The sequence below is a fragment of the Cohnella herbarum genome (assembly GCF_012849095.1).
In the GTDB taxonomy this organism is placed as follows: Bacteria; Bacillota; Bacilli; order Paenibacillales; family Paenibacillaceae; genus Cohnella; species Cohnella herbarum.
Genome location: NZ_CP051680.1, coordinates 5314231 through 5333497, shown reverse-complemented (window position 1 = coordinate 5333497; position 19267 = coordinate 5314231). Strand labels below are relative to the sequence as shown.

The following is a 19267-nucleotide window of genomic DNA, read 5'->3' as shown; positions in this document are numbered from 1 at the left end:
AATGCGCCGAGCCCCGACCCCTTATTGCGGTTGGAACTCGGCGCATTTGGCATGCGTTTCTTTACAGCTCATACTGACGAATCAAGTAAGTCGGCGTACAACTCCATGCATGGCAGTAACTGTTGATCAGATGACTGCCGTAGGGAGAGAAATTTTTATTTTGCGGATCGTATAGCTCCCAGAACGTATCGGCGCCATCGGTTAACATCCCGCCCCAATATTGTTTCAAACGATCAACCGCTTCTTCCCTGCACCCGACTACGATTAAGGCCTCAACGAAATGATGGTACATGTAAGGCGTGGTCGGCCCGACTTCCGGGTTAGCGGACAGCAGGCGAAGCATCAGAGCCTTGTTCTCGTCTTTCGGTAACACTTCGGCTAGAGCCATCCAAATCTGCGTTGCCCAAGACACCTGCCGTTGATCTCCGCTCACGAACAAGCCTTGCTCCGCATCCCATAGGCTCTCTTTAGTCGCGTTTTCGATGACGGTAAGCCGCTGTTCAAAATTCGCGCTTTGTTTACATCCGACAGCCTTGGCGAGAGGGATGGCGCGTTTCAACGCGTAAATGAGCACGGCTTGAGAAGGGGCTTGCTTGTTTAACTGCTCATGCCAGTCTATGAAACTCCACCAGGTATCGTCGTCCTTCACGATTCCGCGTTCATCCAACCGCTCCAAGGCTAGCTCGACTTGCCGTCTCGCCGTCGGCCATAACTCATTCAAAGTAGCTTCGTCGTTGGTTTCCAAGTAGTAATCGTAAAGCGTCACCGTAAAAAACAACGAGTAGTCGAATAAATAGGTGTCGTCGGCGATCAGATGAGGTTCGATGAAGAGGTTCGCGGACACCCGCCCGCTTTCGTCGGGTACGCTGGCGAACAGGTACAAGCATCTTTTCACTAGATCGTTATTTCGAAACGTTCGGTAATTGACCAATGCCTGAAGGCGAAGATCGCCCAGCCAAAGCCTGCGGTCGCGTTTGGGTCCGTCCTCGAACACGTCCTGCATGCAGTCCTCTAATGTCTTGACGCTGACGCGATCGATTTCTTGCAGCAACGGATCCGCATGGTTGAACGGGAGCGTATTCGATAGGTCGGCCGATGTGACGGTCGTGCAAGTGATATTGCGAAAGCTGACTTGATACTTACGGGAAGTATCAAGCACTTCCAGTTTCAAATATCGGAAGCTATAACGTCTTGGTAATTTCACTTGTCTAGGCAATACATCCACGATAAGAGTCTCTTCTTGGAGCCAGGAACTGCTGATCCACCCCTCATAGCTGGAAAAAGGCTCCGCCATCTCGACGGGCATCTCGCCGAAGGTTAACTTCAACTTAAGCGGAGCATCCGGAGGACTGCCCACGGGTTTGATATCGAAAGAAACATATCCGACCCGATGGTCTCCGAAATCCAGGATGACGGATTCCCCTTTGCCGAAGGCCCGATTCTCGAGCGTCCCGATTTCCGCTTCAGGTACAGCGCGCCAATCGTGCATCGCCGTCCTATCCGATTGTACGCGAACGATTTGCGTGGGCCGTATTCCTTTGTAAAACAAAGACGGTTTAAGATCGTCCGCCGTTTGGATAAAAGCGTCGTTACGAACGATCGTCGTTTGCGCGGATTGGATTTTGGCTTGATCTCCCATCTCTTCTACCGCCCTCTCTTAAAGCTAAAACGATAAGTTCCGGATCCGACCGAGACGAGGACTCCTTCGCTTGTTTCGACATACGATTGTATTCCATCGGCGGCTTGCAACGGATTGCCGCTCTCCGTAACGGAATCGATACGCGCTCCGTCTAAGAACACTTCCGCGCTAACGTTCGCGGGAATCGTGGAATCGACGTGAACGATTGCGTCAACCACGCGCCAATCGGACGTCATTCGCCCGTATGAGGACTCAAAGCTCGCACGCGCATAAGTCAAATCCCCGGACGAGATTCCGGGACGTATTCGCACGCGTTTATAGGCAGGCACGCTTTCGTCCATGTCCAGCCCCGCCACGTAGCGGTACATCCAATCGCCGATTGCCCCGTAAGCGTAATGGTTGTAAGAGTTCATGTCGTCGCTCCAGAACGAACCGTCCGGCTTAATACCGTCCCAATGTTCCCAGATCGTGGTGGCATCCTTCGTGATCGAGTAAAGCCAAGACGGATACTGATCCTGAAGCAAAAGCTTGACCGCGGTTCCGTGGTAACCTTTCTCCGATAACGCGAGGCATAGATACGGAGTTCCTACGAATCCGGTATCCAGGTGGTAGCCGTTGCGCGTGACCAATTCGTTCAGATCGGAAGCGATTCGCTCCCGCTCGATGCCGTCGACCAGACCGAACACCAAAGGCAGAATATTCGCGGTTTGAGTCGAAGCGGCCATCCTGCCCTCGGAGGTCAGGAACGATTGGCGGAATTTGTCCTTAATTCCATTCAGCAATTCGCCGTATACCCGATAATCGTCCTCGAAGCCCAGTACCGAAGCGGCATCCCGTAGAATCCGCGTCGATAACGCGTAATACGCCGTAGCTACCAATTCGACCGGGGTCGCTCCGAAATAACTGCCTTCATGGGCGTCCAGAGCAAGCCAATCGCCGAAATGAAAACCCGTGTTCCATAGATGCTCCTCTTTGCCCTGAGCCCGGATGAATTCCACCCAAGCTTTCATGCTTCCGTATTGCTGTTCCAGCAGGCGACGGTCGCCGTACACCTGATATACCGTCCAAGGGCAAACGGTGGCGGCGTCCCCCCATGCCGACGAAGTATAGGTTTCATCTCCCCACATCGTCGAAGTATAATCCTCGAGCGCATTCGGGATGACGTAAGGCACGCTGCCGCTAGGGCGCTGGTCCGCCTCCAGATCGCGCAACCACTTGGTGAAGAACGGACCGACGTGATAGTTAAAAGCCGCCGTCCGAATGAACACTTGCGCGTCCCCGGTCCAGCCCAACCGCTCATCGCGCTGAGGACAATCCGTCGGCACGTCCAGGAAGTTGCCTCTTTGACCCCATACGATATTGCTCTGCAACCGGTTGACCATCGGATCCGAACACTCGAAGCTGCCGGTCGGCAACATATCCGAATGAATCACTTCCGCGACGAATCCGCTCAGAAGGCGATCATCCGTCATCTCCTGAAGTCCTTCTACTAGCAAGTATCGGAAGCCTTGGAACGTAAAATGCGGAGCATACGACACTCGTCCGGCTTCGCCCGAGATGTACTCGACGATCTGCTTGGCTTTCCTCAGGTTGGCGGTATAGAAGTTGCCGTCCTTATCCAGCACCTCTGCGTGTTGCAGCCGAATATGCGTGCCGGCCGGCACGTCCAGCGTCATTCGAACCCGTCCGACAAGGTTCTGGCCCATGTCCAGAACCGTTTCCCCGCTCGGCGTTCGAACGATTCGCTGCGGCGTTAAGGTCTCGGTAACGCGGGTAGGAAAATTCTCTTGCGCTACCAGTTGGTCGAAGGGAAGCGGAACCGATACGGTTCCGAACCACTCTCCGTCCGAATAGCCTGCTTCGCTCCATCCTTCTTGATGCAAGCGGGCATCATAGACCTCCCCGGCGTAGAGCTCGGACATCCGAATAGCGCCCGTCGATGCTTTCCAAGAGGAATCGGTAGCGACCCGCTCTTCAGTGCCGTCCTCGTATTGGATGCAAAGCTGCAACAACGCAGCCCTTCTGTCTCCGTAAATATTCCGTTTGCTCAACCAGGTCAACTCGCCTTTATACCAACCGTCGCCGAGCAGGATTCCGATTCCGTTCTCGCCGTCTTGAAGGGCGGCGGTGACGTCGTAGGTTTGATATTGATGACGTTGACGATAGCTTGTCCAGCCCGGCGCGAGCAGGTCATCGCCTACGCGTGCGCCGTTAAGATAAAGTTCGTATACGCCTGCCGCTGTCGAATAGATCCGCGCGTTCCGGATGCCCGGCTTGGCGTGAAACCGCGTGCGCAATAGGAATACTTCCTTGGCATCCTTATCCAGCGCTTCCGAATCGGGAGTGATCCATTCCGCTTTCCATTCCTCGTGAGAGAGGAGCCCCGTCTCCCACCAGGAGGGAGTACTCCAATCCGACTCCCGGCCGTAATTATCCCAAGCCCTTACGCGGTAATAGTACCGAGTTCGAGACCGGACTTCCGGACCGCCGTAATCCACCAGAACGGACTTGTCGGATTCGATGATGCCGGAGTCCCATAAGGGAGCATCGAAATTCGCAGCCGATTCGGACACTTGAATCCGGTAGGCTTGCTGGTTCGTCCCTCTCCTATCCGACGACAGCTTCCAGCCGAACCGGGGAACCTTCACGTCGGTTCCGAGCAAGGTCTCTAGATATTCGCAGCTTAATGAATGTATGTTGAATGATGTCATGGTCGATCTTCCCCCTCCCTAACGTTTAGCCGTTCGGATATACGATAACTTTCAAGCTTCCGCTCTTGTTATGCAGAGCCCGATCCATCGCTTCTTGCGTCCGCTCCAGCGGATAACGATCCGTGATGAGCGAGTTGACGTCCGCGATGCCGGAAGCCAAGATTTCGATTCCCGCGGGATAAGTGTCGGCATATCGAAATACGCCGTAGATATCCACTTCGTGATTGGTCATGAAATGCACGTTCAATGGAATTTCCGCTTGAATGGGAAGGCCTACGATCGCCAGCTTGCCTCCGCGACGCAGCGACAGCAGAGCCGATTGAAGCGCCTTCGGATTGCCTGCCGTTTCCCATGCGACGTCGACACCCAACCCGCCGTTCAATGTTTTAATCGTCTCCACGGCGTCTTGTTCCCGAACGTTGATGGCATGCGTGGCGCCCAACTTCTTGGCGGCTTCCAATCGGACCGGCTCCAGATCGGTCACGTAAATCCGGCTAGCGCCGTAGGCTTTCGCCGCGACGACGGCCAACAATCCGACAGGGCCCATGCCCATGATCGCGACCGTGTTGCCCGGCTTCAGCCCCGTCCGATTGGCCGCGTGAATCCCGACGGAGAACGGCTCTACAAGCGACGCTTCTTCATAACTCAAATGATCGGGGATCGGAAACAGGAAATCTTCGCGCGCTTTCACGTATTGGGCAAAAGCTCCGTCGATCGGCGGAGTAGCGAAAAAAACGACTTCCGGGCACAGATTATATTTACCGGATTTGCACGCGGGACAACGGCCGCACGTCGTTTGAGGTTCGATCGCCACGCGGTCGCCCGGACTTACGCGGGATACGGATTTGCCCGCGGCGACGACTTCGCCGGCGCACTCATGGCCGAGAATCATCGGATACTCGACGGCGGCGTCGCCGATTCTTCCATGTTCGTAATAGTGAACGTCGGAACCGCAGACGCCGACCGCCATCACTTTCACGAGAACCTCGTCGTCGTTCAATTCCGGAATCGGCCGTTCCTCCGTGACGATCCGGCGCGGCTCCGTCATCACGGCCGCTTTCATCGTTGCGGATATATTCATGCTCATCACCTTATTCCTCATTATTGCAATTCAGGTACGATGTAAATTTGTCTGTCCTTCAAGAGTCCGCCCACAAGATTGTTCGCGGCTACCATCGCCATATCGAATCGGGTTTGCGCCGTGGCTGAACCGATATGAGGCAACGTAATAACGTTAGGGAGCGAGAGCAACGGATTTCCGGCATCTACCGGCTCCGTCTCATAGACGTCTAAGGCAGCCGCATAGATCAGTTTCCTCTGCAACGCGTCGATCATGGCCGGCTCGTCTACCAACTGTCCCCGTGAAGCGTTAACGAACACGGCGGTCGGTTTCATCCGTTCGAAATGCTCGATGCGAATCATGCCCGCGGTTTCGCTCGTCAACGGCGCCATCAGAACGACGAAATCGGACTGCTCCAGTAACTGTTCCAGCGAACGGTACTGCGCTCCGTAAGCTTTCTCGGCATCCGGCTTGCGGGAGCGGTTGCTGTACAGAACCTTCATGTCGAAGCCAAGCGCCGCCCTTCGGGCGACCGCTTCCCCGATTCTGCCCATCCCGACGATGCCGATCGTGGCGTGGTGTACGTCCACCCCATAGTGGGCTTCCCCGCCGTTTCCGGGCTCTCCCCATTTGCCTTGCTTGACCAAGGAATCCAGTTCGGGAACGCGCCTAGCCGCGGCCAGAATCAACGCAAAGACGAGATCGGCCACGGTGCCATCGAGAACATAGGGCGTATGCGTACCGATAACGCCGCGCGCTTTCATTGCCGCGAGATCGAAATTGTTGTAGCCGACGGACTGATTGCTGACGATCTTGAGCTGTTTGGCTTCATCCAATAGCTCGGAATCTATTCTTATATCGTTCGTGAGAAGACCGTCGACGTCCGAGATCAACTCCGCCAGCCGCTCGCGGCTGATGTGGCTCTCTTCCGGTTCGATCATCGTGCAGCGTTCCCGGATGATCGTCTTCGCTTCTTCCGGCAACGGCTTCAGCACGAGCACTTTAGGCTTCGCCATATCGTTCCTCCATCATTAAAGTTATGAGTGTAATGAATCGTGTAATTAAAACTCTCGCGACTCTGTTCCAAGCCATCATAACCTTGCGGAAGGTACATTAACTTTAGCGAATCGGGTGCACTATTTTTAGACCAATCTAGGGTTTGCCCTGCCAGTTTTTACGGAATTTCAAAGGAGTCGCGTTTTCCCGGATTTTGAACGTATGGATAAAATGGGTCGCGTTCGTGAAGCCGGTCCGGCGAGTGATTTCTTCGATCGTGAGGTCCGTCGTTTTCAGTAGCTCTTTGGCCGCGATCATGCGCAGGTTTAACAAATATACATAAGGGCTGTAGCCCGTATATTTCTTGAATTCTCGCGAGAGATGATACTTGCTGACGGCGAATTCCTTGGACAGATCGTCCAGGCTGATACTTCTCTGCAACCGGTCGCCCAACGCTTGTTTGATCCCGGTAATGTAGGGAGGAATTTGTTTGTCGTTCCGATGGTCTTGCAGCGCCGATTGGAGAATCTCCGTAATCAGCCGGACCAGAATCGAGGAAGTGAGCAAATCCGATCTTTCGTCCCGTTGCTTCTGAAGCTCTTTAACCCGCTGAATGTCCAATAGGAGATCGTCGTTAACGGATTCCGCCGCCAAGGGACCTCCCAGCTTTAGAAAATAATCAACGTAATCCTGAGCCGTATTTCCGTTGAAATGGATCCAGACGAACTCCCATAAGTCTTCGGGGTCCGTATGGTAGAGATGATATTGTTTGCAGTCGATCAGGAACGCTTTCCCCTGCTCAAGTTCATGCCGAGTTCCTTGGTAGTGCAAATAACCCTTGCCCCTTATCGTGACCAAGAGTAAGAACGAGTCGAGATCATCCCGTTCGATGGAATATCCGGGGCGAGTATAATAATGCCCGATAAACTGGACGTACAACAAAGACGACTTAACGAACGAAGTCGGAGCGGTTCCCATGCTGGATGAACGCAGCCTATCCAAATCCTCGACGATTTTCATTGCAAGCACTCTCCGCAGCAAGATTACTGGATTTTGTAGCAAGATCATCGGATGATCGTAAGACGAAATCAATATATCATACAAATAGGAGCGCTTACTATGAAAGCAACAATACGAGATGAACAGATTAGGATGTGATTCGAATGACAACGATGGCGGATCGTTTCCGAGCGCCTTCCTCCGAATATAGACCTGCTCCGTTATGGGTGTGGAACGACGAAATATCGGAGCAAGTGATTGAAAATCAATTACGCGAACTGAAAAACCACGGCTTCGGCGGTGCTTTCGTGCATCCCAGACCCGGACTCGTTACAGAGTATTTGTCGGAAGACTGGTTCGCTAAGTGGGACTATGCTTTGGCCACGGCCAAGAGATTGGATATGAAGCTATATATCTACGACGAGAATTCCTATCCGTCCGGATTCGCGGGAGGGCATGTCCCCGCCGAACTGCCGGATTGTCTCGCGACGTCGGCTACCTACCGGATCGAATCGATCTCGAAGTTCCGGGAAGGTGCCGGTTCCGCCCCGAAGTGGGTCGTGAATAGCAATTTCTTGAAGGCTTATGCGGTAACCGCGACGGATGACGGCCAGACTTTGATTAGCATCGACCGCGATATGACCGACATTCCGCAGGAGGAATGGCACGAGCAGTGCGAATGGATCATGACCATCGAGATCGTTCCCCCTCAGACGATGTCGTGGCTTGGCGGTTTTGCGTACGTGGACATGATGAGACCGGAGGTCACGCAGGCGTTCTTGAAGTGCACGTACGAAGCTTATTATGAAAGGTTCGGGGCTGACTTCGGCAAGCATATTCCGGCGATATTCACCGACGAACCCGCCGTGACGGGCAGCGGAATCTATAACGTGAAGAAAACGGAGCTTCCGTTCAGCTATTGGTTCGCGGCCGAATTTCGGAAGCGTCGGGGCTATGACCTGTTAAGCCATCTTCCGGCATTGTTCAAGAACGTGGAATGCGACTGGTACGAGAAATCTGCGGTGAAAGTCCGTTACGATTATTACGATACCGTGCGCGAGCTATGGGTGGAAAACTCCATCCAGCCGATCGCCAAGTGGTGCGAGGAGCACGGCGTCGCCTGGACGGGGCACTTCCTCGAGAACTTCTGGCCGCTCGCCGGAGGCATGATGGTCTCTCCATCTATCATGTCCGCTTACGAGTATTTCCAGTGGCCGGCGATCGATCTGCTGCTGGGCAGTCCGCTTCGCGATAAACCTACGGACGATTTACTGGTCACGTTGCTTGAAGCGAAGAGCGTCGCGAATCAACTCGGCAAGGAGCGCGTGCTCTGCGAAGCCTATGGAGCGGGGGGATGGGACTCCTCGTTGGACGATTATAAGCGCATGGGGGACTGGCTGTTCGTTCACGGAATCAACTTCTTAAACCAGCACTATACGCTCATGACGACGGCCGGCGCGCGCAAACGGGACCATCCGCAGTCGTTCGATTGGCGACAGCCGTGGTGGAACGACTACACCGAGATGAACGATTATAACGGCCGCGTCTCTTACCTCCTGTCTCAGGGTACGATGAACCAGCGTATTCTCGTCCTGCACCCGACGACGAGCGGCTATCTGATTCCCAAGGAAGAAGAAGATTCCGATATCATGTGGAACAAGCCGCCTCTAAATCCCGATATGCGAGCTTATCTGGCAATGCTGCAAGCAATGACGGCCGCCCAATGGGATTTCGATCTGGGGGACGAATATATCATGGAGCGGCACGGAAGCGTGACCGGGAATCGTCTTTCGATCGGCAAGCAGTCCTACGACGCGGTCGTCCTATCCGGCGACACGACTAATATGAAGGCTTCCACGCTTGCCCTTCTTCTTCGGCTGATGGATGCCGGAGGAACGGTCTTGGCGCAGGGAGAAGCGGGTCCTTACGTAGACGGGGAAATCATGCCGGAAGCGTTCGCCGCCTTATCGGCGCATCCGAATTACCGGTTGGTCGGCGGTCAGGAAGCTCTTGCAGATGAACTGAGCAAGGTAGTCAGCCTTCGAATGGTCAGCAGCGTTCCTTGGCCGCTTGGGATGGCTCATATGCGCAGGGAACTGGAAGGAAATCGCACGGCGTACTTCTTCGTGAACCATAGCATGGAGGAATTTCGCTCTTTCATCGAATTCCAGGGCGGAACGCTTGAGCACTGGAACCTCTGGAACGGAGATACGGAACCCGTCGCCGTAATCCGGACGGAATTCGGAATCGGATTGGATTTCAAGCTCCAACGCAACGAGTCGATTGTTCTTATCGTGAGCCCAGATGAGCCGATCGCAACGGCTGGAATAGCCGCAACGAACGAGTCCTTGAAGAAGACGAACTTACCGGCGGTCCTGCAGAACGTCGTTCCGGAAGAGGCGAACGTCATCGTAATCGATTATTGCGATCTCGCGGTCGACGGCAAGACGTATTCGGACATGAACACCATCGAAGCCGGCCATCTGCTGTTTCGTCGACGCGGCTTTAATCAGAACCCGTGGGACAATTCGGTTCAATTCAAACGAAGGATTCTGGACCGCAACGATTTCGGGGCGGACAGCGGATTCGCGTTGACCTACCGGGTGATTACGGAGGGGGAACTGCCGGACGCCCCGGTGTACTTTGTCGCGGAGAGACCGCAATCGTACGCCCTGAGCGTAAACGGCCGTCCCGTTCCTTGGCTCCGCGGGGACGCATGGCTGGACCATCACAACGGGCAAGCGGATATTAGGCCATTCCTTAAGCAAGGCGCTAACGAACTGATCTTAACGGCCGACCGTTTCGACGTTATGCTGGAGGTCGAGCCCGTCTATCTGCGAGGCGACTTCTCGATCGGCTCTCGGAATGGCGACTGGGTGATGAGCCGTCCCGAATCCGTATCGATCGGCGAATGGACAAGGCAAGGATATCCCTTCTATTCAGGAGCTTTCCTGTATCACTATCGCGTCGAGGTGCCGGACAACGCCGCTTCCGTCCAAGCTTTGCTTCCGAAGGAGTTGGAAGCTACGGCTTGTTCGATATTCGTTAACGGCGAACGGGTCGGACTGATCGGCCTTGACGATGGCGGGACAACGGATCTGACCAGCCGGATGCTAGCCGGAACGAACGAGATTACGCTTCGCGTGTGCGGCGGCTTGAAGAACGTCCTAGGCCCTCACCACGATCCGGACCGCAGCCGCCGAACGGCATGGCCGAATATGTGGAGAAAGGCTCCGAAATACGGGAAACCCGCTGCTGACGATTACGACCTTATCTCTTACGGAGCCGGCGATCACCTTCGGTTCGAAGCGATCATTCGAGAATAACTAGCGGGAAGGAAGAAGTGGATTAAGAGCGCCTCCAGCGCTCTTTTTTCACATGGATATTACGAATGATGGTATACTATCTTTAGATATACGGCCAAAAGCGGAGGATTAACAATGATTTATCGCAACATTAGAAACAAGCTTTTTTTCGTCTTCTTGGGCATTTCCGTTATCCCGATCTTTATCGTGACGCTCATCTCATATAATGCTTATACGAGTCTTGTCGCCAAGCAGGTTTCCCTTGTTTCGACCGGAACGATCGACAATACCGTGGAACGGATCGATAACATCTTTCAGAACATAGATCGCATTACGTTGTCTTTCCAGCAATTTTCGACCCGGCCCGGCGCGTTCACGGTTTCGCATGAATTGAACAAATTGATCAACAATCCGAACGCGGACGAATACGATTTGTTTCTCGCCCGATCCAACATGCTTTTCTTTTTCAACAATTTGGTTCTCGGTAATCCCTATTTGAACGGTATCTACATCTTCTTGCCGGATGGCAAGTCGATCAGTTACGGAATCAGCACCGATCTGGTTATCGACTACAACCCGCTGCAGGACGATTGGTACGTTAGAACGCTGGAGAAAAGCGGCGGATTGTACATCAGCGACGCGAACAAGAAGGATTTCATTATCAACGCCAAACCGTCCATTACCTTCTCGCGCGCCTTATACGATGCGGATACCCGTCAGCTTCTCGGCGTATTGATGCTCGATAGCGGATTGGACATCTTCAAAGGGATCGACAAAGGGATCGTACCCGATATCACCAATATGTTTCTCGTCAACGGGAACGGCACCATTCTGTATGATAACTACAAGAACCGTATCGGACAACAATTGCCGGAACCGCTGAACGGTCAGATTGCAAACCGATCCGAAGAAATGTCCGAGGAAACGAGCGACGGAACGCTAACCGTCATGAAGCCGTTTCCCGATAACGATTGGAAGATCGTCGCTTCGATCAGCCTGTCCAAATTGTACGAGCAGTACGGCGTCTCGCAACGGCTGCTGCTCTATATTGCGATCACTTGCGCGCTGATCTTCATCCTTCTTTCCGTTATTTTGTCTAACCTGATCACGAAACCGATCATCGATCTGAGCAAGACGATGCGCAAGAACAAGTTTCTGAATCTCGTGACGGCCAAAAAATATATGGAACGGACGGACGAGATCGGGGTGTTGTACGCGGAATACAACAAAATGATCCAGGACATCAATCGCTACATTAAGGAGAGTTACCAGAACAAGCTCATTACGCTCGATTCCCAGATGAAGGCGCTGGAAGCCCAGATCAACTCCCATTTCTTATACAATACTTTGGAATCCATCAATAGCATCGCCGAGATCGAAGAGGTCGAAAGCATCGCGATCATGACCAAAGCGCTTGGAGACATGTTCCGCTACAGCATCAAGACGGAAAGCGAATTGGTATCGATAGATGAGGAACTCGCGCATGTGAATAACTATTTGGCTATCCAGAAAATCCGCTACCAGGACAAAATAGATTTCCGGTTCGACATTCAAGAGGGCTTGTCGCAGCTGAAAATCTTAAAGCTTATTCTTCAACCGATTATCGAGAATGCGTTGTACCATGGGCTTGAAAGCACGAAGAAAAAGGGATCGGTTACGGTGAGGGCGATCGAACGCGAGGAACGGATCCTCTTCGAAATCGCGGACGACGGAGTCGGCATGTCCCCCGATCAGCTTCGAGAGCTTCAATCGTTGTTGAGCGAGCCGCCCGAATTCAGCGAATTGGGCCGTCGGGATAAGCGCAGCATCGGACTGAAAAACGTGCATTCGAGAATATCCCTGTACTACGGTTCGCAATACGGCCTAACCTTGGAGAGCGAGAAAGACATCGGAACGAAAGTCATCATTAACGTTCCCATCCTGACTTAGAGGTGTTACGTATGTATAAATATATCGTCGTGGACGATGAAGTGCTAATCCGGCGGGGAATGCTCAAAAAAATACGAGCGGCCGATTTCGGAGACCGGCTCGCGTACGCGGGCGAGGCGGATAACGGAGAAGACGCTTTGGAGCTGATTCGCAGCGTAAACCCGGACATTATCATTACGGACATGAGAATGCCGGAGATGGATGGAAAGCTGCTCCTCCAAACGTTGCAGAAGGATTATCCCGACAAGAAAGTGATCGTCGTCAGCGGCTACTCCGATTTCGAATATATGAAGGAAGCGATCTCCGCCAAAGCGGTCGGTTATTTGTTGAAGCCGTTTAGCCGAGACGAAATCCGGGATACCTTAACCAAAGCGATCTCCATCCTGGATGCCGAACAATCCGCGTTGCAGCAGTTGGCGCATCAAGAAAACGAGAAGCAGGAGATCAGCTACGACGTGGATTTGCAGTCCTTGGGCAATCTCATTCTGGGGCTCCATCACAAAGAAAAAGCTCCGGTGTTAAGGTCCAGCAAGCTGCGGGAGGTTGCCGGTGCCAAGCATTACCTGCTTATGACGATTTACTCGACGGACATCCTTAACTCCTCTTCATTATCGGCTGGGGATCATTACGTATATATCCCGCATGCGCAGAACGATCATATGTCTTTTTATCTTTTCTACATGTCTGGGGAGAGCGAGGGTATTCTGGAATATGCTAAGTCCGTTGCGGAACGGATCGCGGGGAATGCCTCCAACAATCCGAAGTTCGGCATAAGCGGCCCGAAGACTTCCTTGATCCAACTATCGGAAGCTTACGAGGAAACCGTCGAGGCGTTGAACGGGGGGCGGATCGGAGAGGACAACTCAGCCATATCGGTATTTTGCGGAACGAAATCGGTCACCCCTGCCTTGAGCTGGGAACGAATGGACGAACTGCTGTTTTTCATCGAATCGGGTAACTCGGCCAAGGCGACCGAATGGACCGGTAAGCTGTTCGACCATTTCTACGGACTGCCCGAATCGACTCTGGGAGAGGTTAAGAGCACTTGCAGACTCCTTATCCAAGAAGTTCGCAGTCTGTTGCACCGCAACTTTCATATTGACGGAAACGCGTCCCCGTCCTCGAGCTTCGAATCGGCTCTATCCGGCATTTTCGACATCGAAGCGATCAAGGCTCACTTATTGACGGTTCTGCCCAACATCGCGGAAATGATGAACGAGCAGAACGTTTATTCGTCCGAGCACGTCGTCGATAACATCAGGTCTTACATTCGGAACAATTACAACAAGGTACTGACTCTCGAAAAGATTTCGTCTCTGTTCTTCATCAATCCGAGTTACTGCAGTTATTTGTTCAAGGAGAAAACGGGAGTCAACTTTTCCGATTACGTGAATCAGGTCCGAATCGACAACGCCAAAGCGTATCTTGAAAACACGGACGATAAAGTGTATAAAATCGCCAAAACGCTGGGGTTCGACAACAGCAAATATTTCTTTCGCGTATTTAAGAAGCTGACCGGTCAGACGCCGGAAGAATACAGGCAAACCATAGCGAAACAAAAAGAACAGGCCTGACACTCGGGCCTGTTCTTTCGTCTTAATGCTGCATAAATCAACCTTTGACCGAACCGACGGTAAGTCCGCCGATAAAGTACTTCTGCAAGAATGCGAAAATCACGAGCAGCGGAAGCGCGCAGAGGAAACATGCCGCGAACAGAACGTTCCATGCGGTCGGGTTCGTCTGATCCCCCATGAAGCCGAGCATCGCAAGCGGTAACGGAGATTCCGCGGCCTTGGAAATGAAGATCATATTAAAGAAGTAATCGTTCCATATCCATACGCCTTGCGTAATCACGACGGATACCGTTACGGGCAGCAAGAGCGGGAATACGATTTGCCAGAACCTGCGGAGCAATCCGGCTCCGTCGATCAGAGCGGATTCTTCAACCTCGATCGGGATGCTGCTCTTAATAAACCCGGTGTACAAGAAAGAAGAAAACGGGATACTGCACGTAATGAACATCAGGATCGGAGTATATTGAGAGCTCGGAATATGGAGTCCTTGGATCGTCTGAACGATCGGAATAATGACCATTTGACTCGGAACGACGAGACCGCATAGGAAGAACAAGTACAATACTTTGCTGAGCCGGTTATTGATCCGGGCGATCGGATAGGCCGCCATCGACGTGAAGAGCACGACTACGACGACGGAAATAATCGTCAGCATTAAACTGTTGCCTAGCGCTTGCATGAAGTGCATCTTCGTGAAGGCGACCCGGTAACTTTCCAGCGAGAACTCGCTGAACAGCTGCAACGGATTGGTCATGTTCTTAACCGAGCGGAACGAGCTCGATAGAGCGATGAGAAGCGGCAGCACGTTCAGCAGGAGGACAAGGGAGATTCCGACATGGGTGAGTGTTTTTTTCAAGGTGCCGCTCATGCCGATACCTCCCTTTTATTCAGCTTCAGAACGAAGAACGACGTTATGACGATAATAAGGGCGAAGGAGATGACGGCCAACGCGGAAGCTTTGCCGTACTGTTGCTCGCGGAACGCCATCCGGAATATTTCGAATAGCAGCGTGCTCGTCGCCCGCCCCGGTCCGCCGTTCGTCATGATGAAAGAATAGTCGAAAGCTTTCAAACCGTTGATGACGCTAAGCGTTAAGTTAATCGTGATGGAGGTTGCCAGCAACGGAAGACGGATAAACCGGGTGATTTTCCAGGCGTTCGCTCCGTCGATTTTCCCGGCTTCTTCGAGATCGACCGGTACGGTCTGCAATCCCGCAAGGAAAATGACCGTGCTTGTTCCGATGTGTTTCCAAATATCGACCGTGGTGATCGCGTATAACGCGGAATCGTAGTTGCCTAGCAGGTTAAGATTCGCACCGTCGAAACCAAACCAGCTTAATACGGTCGCGATCAAGCCGCTATCCGGCATATAAACGTAACTCCATATAAAACCAACGACAATCGCGCTGAACAAAGTCGGAACATATGCAGCTGTACGATACAGGCCGGTGGCTCGAATTTTCATATTCAGGAGAAATGCCAAACCCAAAGCGATTAAGTTGCTGAAAACGACGAAAACTAACGTATAGATCAATGTGTTGGTAAGGGAAGTTCCGGCTACGCCGTCCTTGAAGATCTGCGAAAAGTTGTCGAACCCGACATAGTTAAAATCCTGGACGAAACCGTTGTAATCGGAAAAGCTGTATTGGAACAGCCTCAAGATCGGATAAATCCAAAACACCAGATACATCGTCAAAGCGGGCACAACGAACCAGTACATCGTTTTTTTCAATACCGCTGAATTCATGCCGTGAATTCCTTTCTATATCGAATGGGAAGGGGACCTTGTCGGGTCCCCCTGATTCGAATCTAGTGATGACGGATTATTTCTTCCAAAGCTCGTCGAACTTGGCTTGCATCGCGCTCGCGACGTCTTCCGGAGTCGTTTTGCGACCGCCGATGATTTCGCCGAATTTCACCTGAAGGGTATCGGCTACGCCGTTCGGCCACATTTGATTCGCGAAGTAGCTCGAGTTGCCGCTGGATTGATAGAGCTCGTAAGATTCTTTGTAAAGATCGTTGTTCAACGGAACGCCGTTAAACGCGCTGATCGAAGGATTTAGCTTAACCCACTCTTTGAACAAGTCGGATTCGCTGTCGAACCAGTAGTTCAATACTTGCTTAACCTCTTCCAAGTGATCGGTTTTCGCGTTAACCGCCCAGCCTGCCGCCGTCGAGACCGCCTGCCATACCGGTTGGCCTTTCTCATTGCCTGGAAGCGGGAAGAACCCGCGTTCGAAACTCGCTGCGCCTTGAGCCGTTAAAGTCGGGTAATCCCAAGTTCCGTCGAAGATCATGGCCGCTTTGCCGTCGATGAACATTTGCGTAGCTTGAGGGCCGCCCAGCCCTAGGGTGTTCTTCGCGATGTACCCTTTGTCGTACAGTTCCTTGTACATCGAGATCGCCTTAACCCAAGTCGGATCCGTGAATTTCTTTTCTCCGGTTTGAAGCTTGAGGTCGAAATCCTTGTCGGCCGAGTAAACCGTGTTCGCCGCTAATTGGTAAGCGCCGAATTGAATCCACCATGGATCTTTATCGCCCATGACGATCGGCGTAATGCCTGCGTCCTTCAGCTTCTGGCTAGCGGCAAGGAACGATTCCCAGTCTTGCGGGATTTCGGTAATGCCGACTTGCGCGAACAGGTCTTTGTTGTAATACGTTCCCAGCATGTCGATGCCTTTGGCGATTCCGTATACTTTGCCGTCGTTCGACATGTCTTCTCTTGCGCCGTCCGTGATGTTGCTCATGAAAGGCAAGTCCGATAGATCCGCAAGATAGCCCGCTTTGGAAAGATCGATAATGCTGGCCGCGGAGCCCATTCTCGGCCATACACGGAAGAAGTCGGGCGCTTCGCCTGCGGCAAGCTTCGTCTTAATGGAGGTGTTGTACTGATCGTCCGGAAGCTTCTGTACTTCCAGTTTAATGTTCGGGAACTTCTCGTTAACCATTTTAGGAAGGACGTCTAGTTCGAAATCTTGGCCGTCCGCGGCTTTGTTTCCGGATACGACCATCGTTAGCGTTACGTTTTTCGTGCCGTCTTTGCCGGTTTCCCCGTTGTTGTCGGAGCTGCCGCAGCCGCTGAGCAATCCCACGGTCGTCGCAAGGACCGTTATGCTCGCAAGGATCGTCGACAGCTTTCTTTTCTTATTAATCATTGTTTGATTCCCCCTAATCTTGTTGAACTTCAGTGTTTCCTGATTACGTTTTCATCTTACAATCAGCGCCAGTGTATTAACTTTAGCACTTAAAGTGCACTATTTTTAGATAAACGATGAAAGGACGAAGTCGATCGCACTTGTGGCGGCGGTCGGAGCCGATATGGTATAACAGCTATGTAGCAGTAGAAGTCAGGCTGGCGGGAGTGACGAATCATGCAAAACGGAAAAGCCATTATCGGTATCGACATCGGAACGACCAGTACGAAAAGCGTTGCGTTCGGAGCGGGAGGGAGCATGCTCGGCAGCTTCGCCGTGGAGTATCCGCTCATTCAGGAGCGGCCCGGTTGGGCGGAGCAAGAGCCGGATCTGATTACCGCGGCTGTTGTTCAGAGCGTAAGAGGGGCGCTGGATCGCAGCGGGTTGAAGAGCTCGGACGTGGCTGCCCTAGGAATGAGCTCGGCCATGCATTCGGTCATCGCGGTGGATGCGGGCGGTCGCCCGTTGACGCGAAGCATAACATGGGCGGATGGGAGAAGCGAGATGGAGGCGCGAGGGATTCGCGATCGGCTCGGCGGGATAGAAGTGTATCGCCGTACGGGCACGCCGATTCATCCGATGTCTCCTCTCCCGAAGCTGCTGTGGATCAGGGACCATCTTCCGGAAGTATGGTCCGGCGCGGCCAAGTTCGTATCGATCAAGGAATACGTGCTCTACCATCTGTACGGAGAATGGGTCGTAGATCACGCGCTTGCCTCGGGGACGGGTCTCTTGGCGTTGGATACGTTGGAATGGGACGAAGAGGCGCTAACAATCGTAGGATTGGATGCCGGGAGATTGTCGGCTTTGCGGCCGGGAACGTATAGATTGCAAGGCATGGCAACGAGTTATGCCGAGCAGATGGGAGTAAACCGCGAAACGCCGTTTTTCCTCGGGGGAGCGACGGACCTCTTGCGAATCTGGGAGTCGGCGCGATCGGCGTAGGAGAAATGGCGGTAACCATCGGAACGAGCGCGGCGGTACGGATGATGACGGACAAGCCGCTAACGGACGAGAGGCATCGGTCGTTCTGTTATCATGCCGGCGATTCCTCCTACGTCATCGGCGGAGCGACCAATAACGGGGGGCTTGTTCTGCAGTGGCTGCGGGATTCCATGTTCGCGGCAGGCAATGAGCAGTTAACCTATGAGAGGCTACTCGAGGTGGCGTCGCAGGTGAAGCCGGGAGCGGAGGGCTTGATGTTCCTTCCGTTCCTGACCGGCGAACGGTCTCCGATCTACAACTCCGAAGCGCGCGGTACGTTCTTCGGGACGAATCTGGGCCATCGGCAGGAGCATTTCATCCGGGCTGGCCTAGAAGGCGTGATGCTTGCGGTGCTGTCGGTGGCCGACGTGCTGAAGGAGCTTGCCGGACCCGCGCGCGAGGTGCGGGCTTCGGGCGGCTTCGCGAAATCGCCGTTATGGCGGCAGATGCTCGCGGACATGCTGGGGCAGGAAGTCCAAGTGCCGCGGGTGACGGAGGCTTCGGCGCTAGGCGCGGCGATTATCGCCATGCAAGGGCTAGGGGAAATTCGCGATTGGAGCCAAGCGAAGGAATGGATGCCGATCGCGGAGCGCGTAGAGCCGAACTTGCGGAATACGGAGCTGTATCGCGAGTTGCTTAACATCTATAAGGGCTTATTGGCGCAGTTGCCGGAGCATTTCTCGGCGATCGCCGAGTTTCAGCGCAAGTATCGCTAACAATAAAATGCGATGAGTGATAATAGTTCTCAATGTTGGATACAATACAAGGGAACAAGAATTGGCGGTTATTGCCGCAAATCGAGTAACTTTCCGCCGCAGCGCCAAACACGTACGAATTACTCGAAAAAATCGAGTAACTTTCCGCCGCAGCGCCAAAC

11 protein-coding genes and 1 pseudogene are annotated in these 19267 nt (G+C 53.1%); 4 read left to right on the top strand and 8 right to left on the bottom strand.

What is annotated here, in order from left to right; genetic code table 11:
- Positions 1 to 61 precede the first annotated feature (61 nt).
- From HH215_RS22710 to HH215_RS22690, 5 genes are all read right to left on the bottom strand, one after another.
- Positions 62 to 1639: an alpha-L-rhamnosidase-related protein gene (locus HH215_RS22710; protein WP_169281979.1), complete on the bottom strand. Its 1578-nt coding sequence runs from the start codon at positions 1637 to 1639 to the stop codon at positions 62 to 64.
- A gap of 5 nt (positions 1640 to 1644) precedes the next feature.
- On the bottom strand, positions 1645 to 4350 hold the full coding sequence (locus HH215_RS22705) for a family 78 glycoside hydrolase catalytic domain (protein WP_169281978.1): 2706 nt from the start codon (positions 4348 to 4350) through the stop codon (positions 1645 to 1647).
- Between the two features lie 25 nt (positions 4351 to 4375).
- Positions 4376 to 5437 carry a sorbitol/xylitol/iditol dehydrogenase GutB gene (gutB, locus tag HH215_RS22700; RefSeq protein WP_169281977.1) on the bottom strand — a complete coding sequence of 354 codons (1062 nt, stop codon included), beginning with the start codon at positions 5435 to 5437 and terminating at the stop codon, positions 4376 to 4378.
- Between the two features lie 14 nt (positions 5438 to 5451).
- Positions 5452 to 6426, bottom strand: coding sequence for a 2-hydroxyacid dehydrogenase (locus HH215_RS22695; protein WP_169281976.1), 975 nt, complete (start codon positions 6424 to 6426; stop codon positions 5452 to 5454).
- 136 nt (positions 6427 to 6562) lie between these two features.
- Positions 6563 to 7426: a helix-turn-helix domain-containing protein gene (locus HH215_RS22690; RefSeq protein WP_169281975.1), complete on the bottom strand. Its 864-nt coding sequence runs from the start codon at positions 7424 to 7426 to the stop codon at positions 6563 to 6565.
- A 143-nt stretch (positions 7427 to 7569) separates the two neighbouring features.
- Here HH215_RS22690 and HH215_RS22685 point away from each other — a divergent pair, with 143 nt between their 5' ends.
- The 3 genes from HH215_RS22685 to HH215_RS22675 all read left to right on the top strand — a co-directional run bounded on the left by HH215_RS22685 (position 7570) and on the right by HH215_RS22675 (position 14213).
- Positions 7570 to 10731 carry a glycosyl hydrolase gene (locus HH215_RS22685; RefSeq protein WP_169281974.1) on the top strand — a complete coding sequence of 1054 codons (3162 nt, stop codon included), beginning with the start codon at positions 7570 to 7572 and terminating at the stop codon, positions 10729 to 10731.
- 114 nt (positions 10732 to 10845) lie between these two features.
- Positions 10846 to 12639 carry a sensor histidine kinase gene (locus tag HH215_RS22680; protein ID WP_169281973.1) on the top strand — a complete coding sequence of 598 codons (1794 nt, stop codon included), beginning with the start codon at positions 10846 to 10848 and terminating at the stop codon, positions 12637 to 12639.
- An 11-nt stretch (positions 12640 to 12650) separates the two neighbouring features.
- Positions 12651 to 14213 (top strand): response regulator transcription factor, encoded by a 1563-nt coding sequence (locus tag HH215_RS22675; protein ID WP_169281972.1) that lies wholly within the window; start codon positions 12651 to 12653, stop codon positions 14211 to 14213.
- 37 nt (positions 14214 to 14250) lie between these two features.
- Here HH215_RS22675 and HH215_RS22670 read toward each other — a convergent pair whose 3' ends face one another.
- The 3 genes from HH215_RS22670 to HH215_RS22660 form a co-directional block, all read right to left on the bottom strand.
- Positions 14251 to 15081 carry a carbohydrate ABC transporter permease gene (locus HH215_RS22670; RefSeq protein ID WP_169281971.1) on the bottom strand — a complete coding sequence of 277 codons (831 nt, stop codon included), beginning with the start codon at positions 15079 to 15081 and terminating at the stop codon, positions 14251 to 14253.
- Positions 15078 to 15959: a carbohydrate ABC transporter permease gene (locus HH215_RS22665; RefSeq protein ID WP_169281970.1), complete on the bottom strand. Its 882-nt coding sequence runs from the start codon at positions 15957 to 15959 to the stop codon at positions 15078 to 15080. The genes HH215_RS22670 and HH215_RS22665 overlap by 4 nt, the downstream gene beginning before the upstream one ends.
- Before the next feature lie 76 nt (positions 15960 to 16035).
- Positions 16036 to 17367, bottom strand: coding sequence for an ABC transporter substrate-binding protein (locus HH215_RS22660; RefSeq protein ID WP_169281969.1), 1332 nt, complete (start codon positions 17365 to 17367; stop codon positions 16036 to 16038).
- A gap of 216 nt (positions 17368 to 17583) precedes the next feature.
- Between HH215_RS22660 and HH215_RS22655 the strand changes: the two are divergent.
- Positions 17584 to 19106: pseudogene (locus HH215_RS22655) on the top strand (gluconokinase).
- Positions 19107 to 19267: the final 161 nt, after the last annotated feature.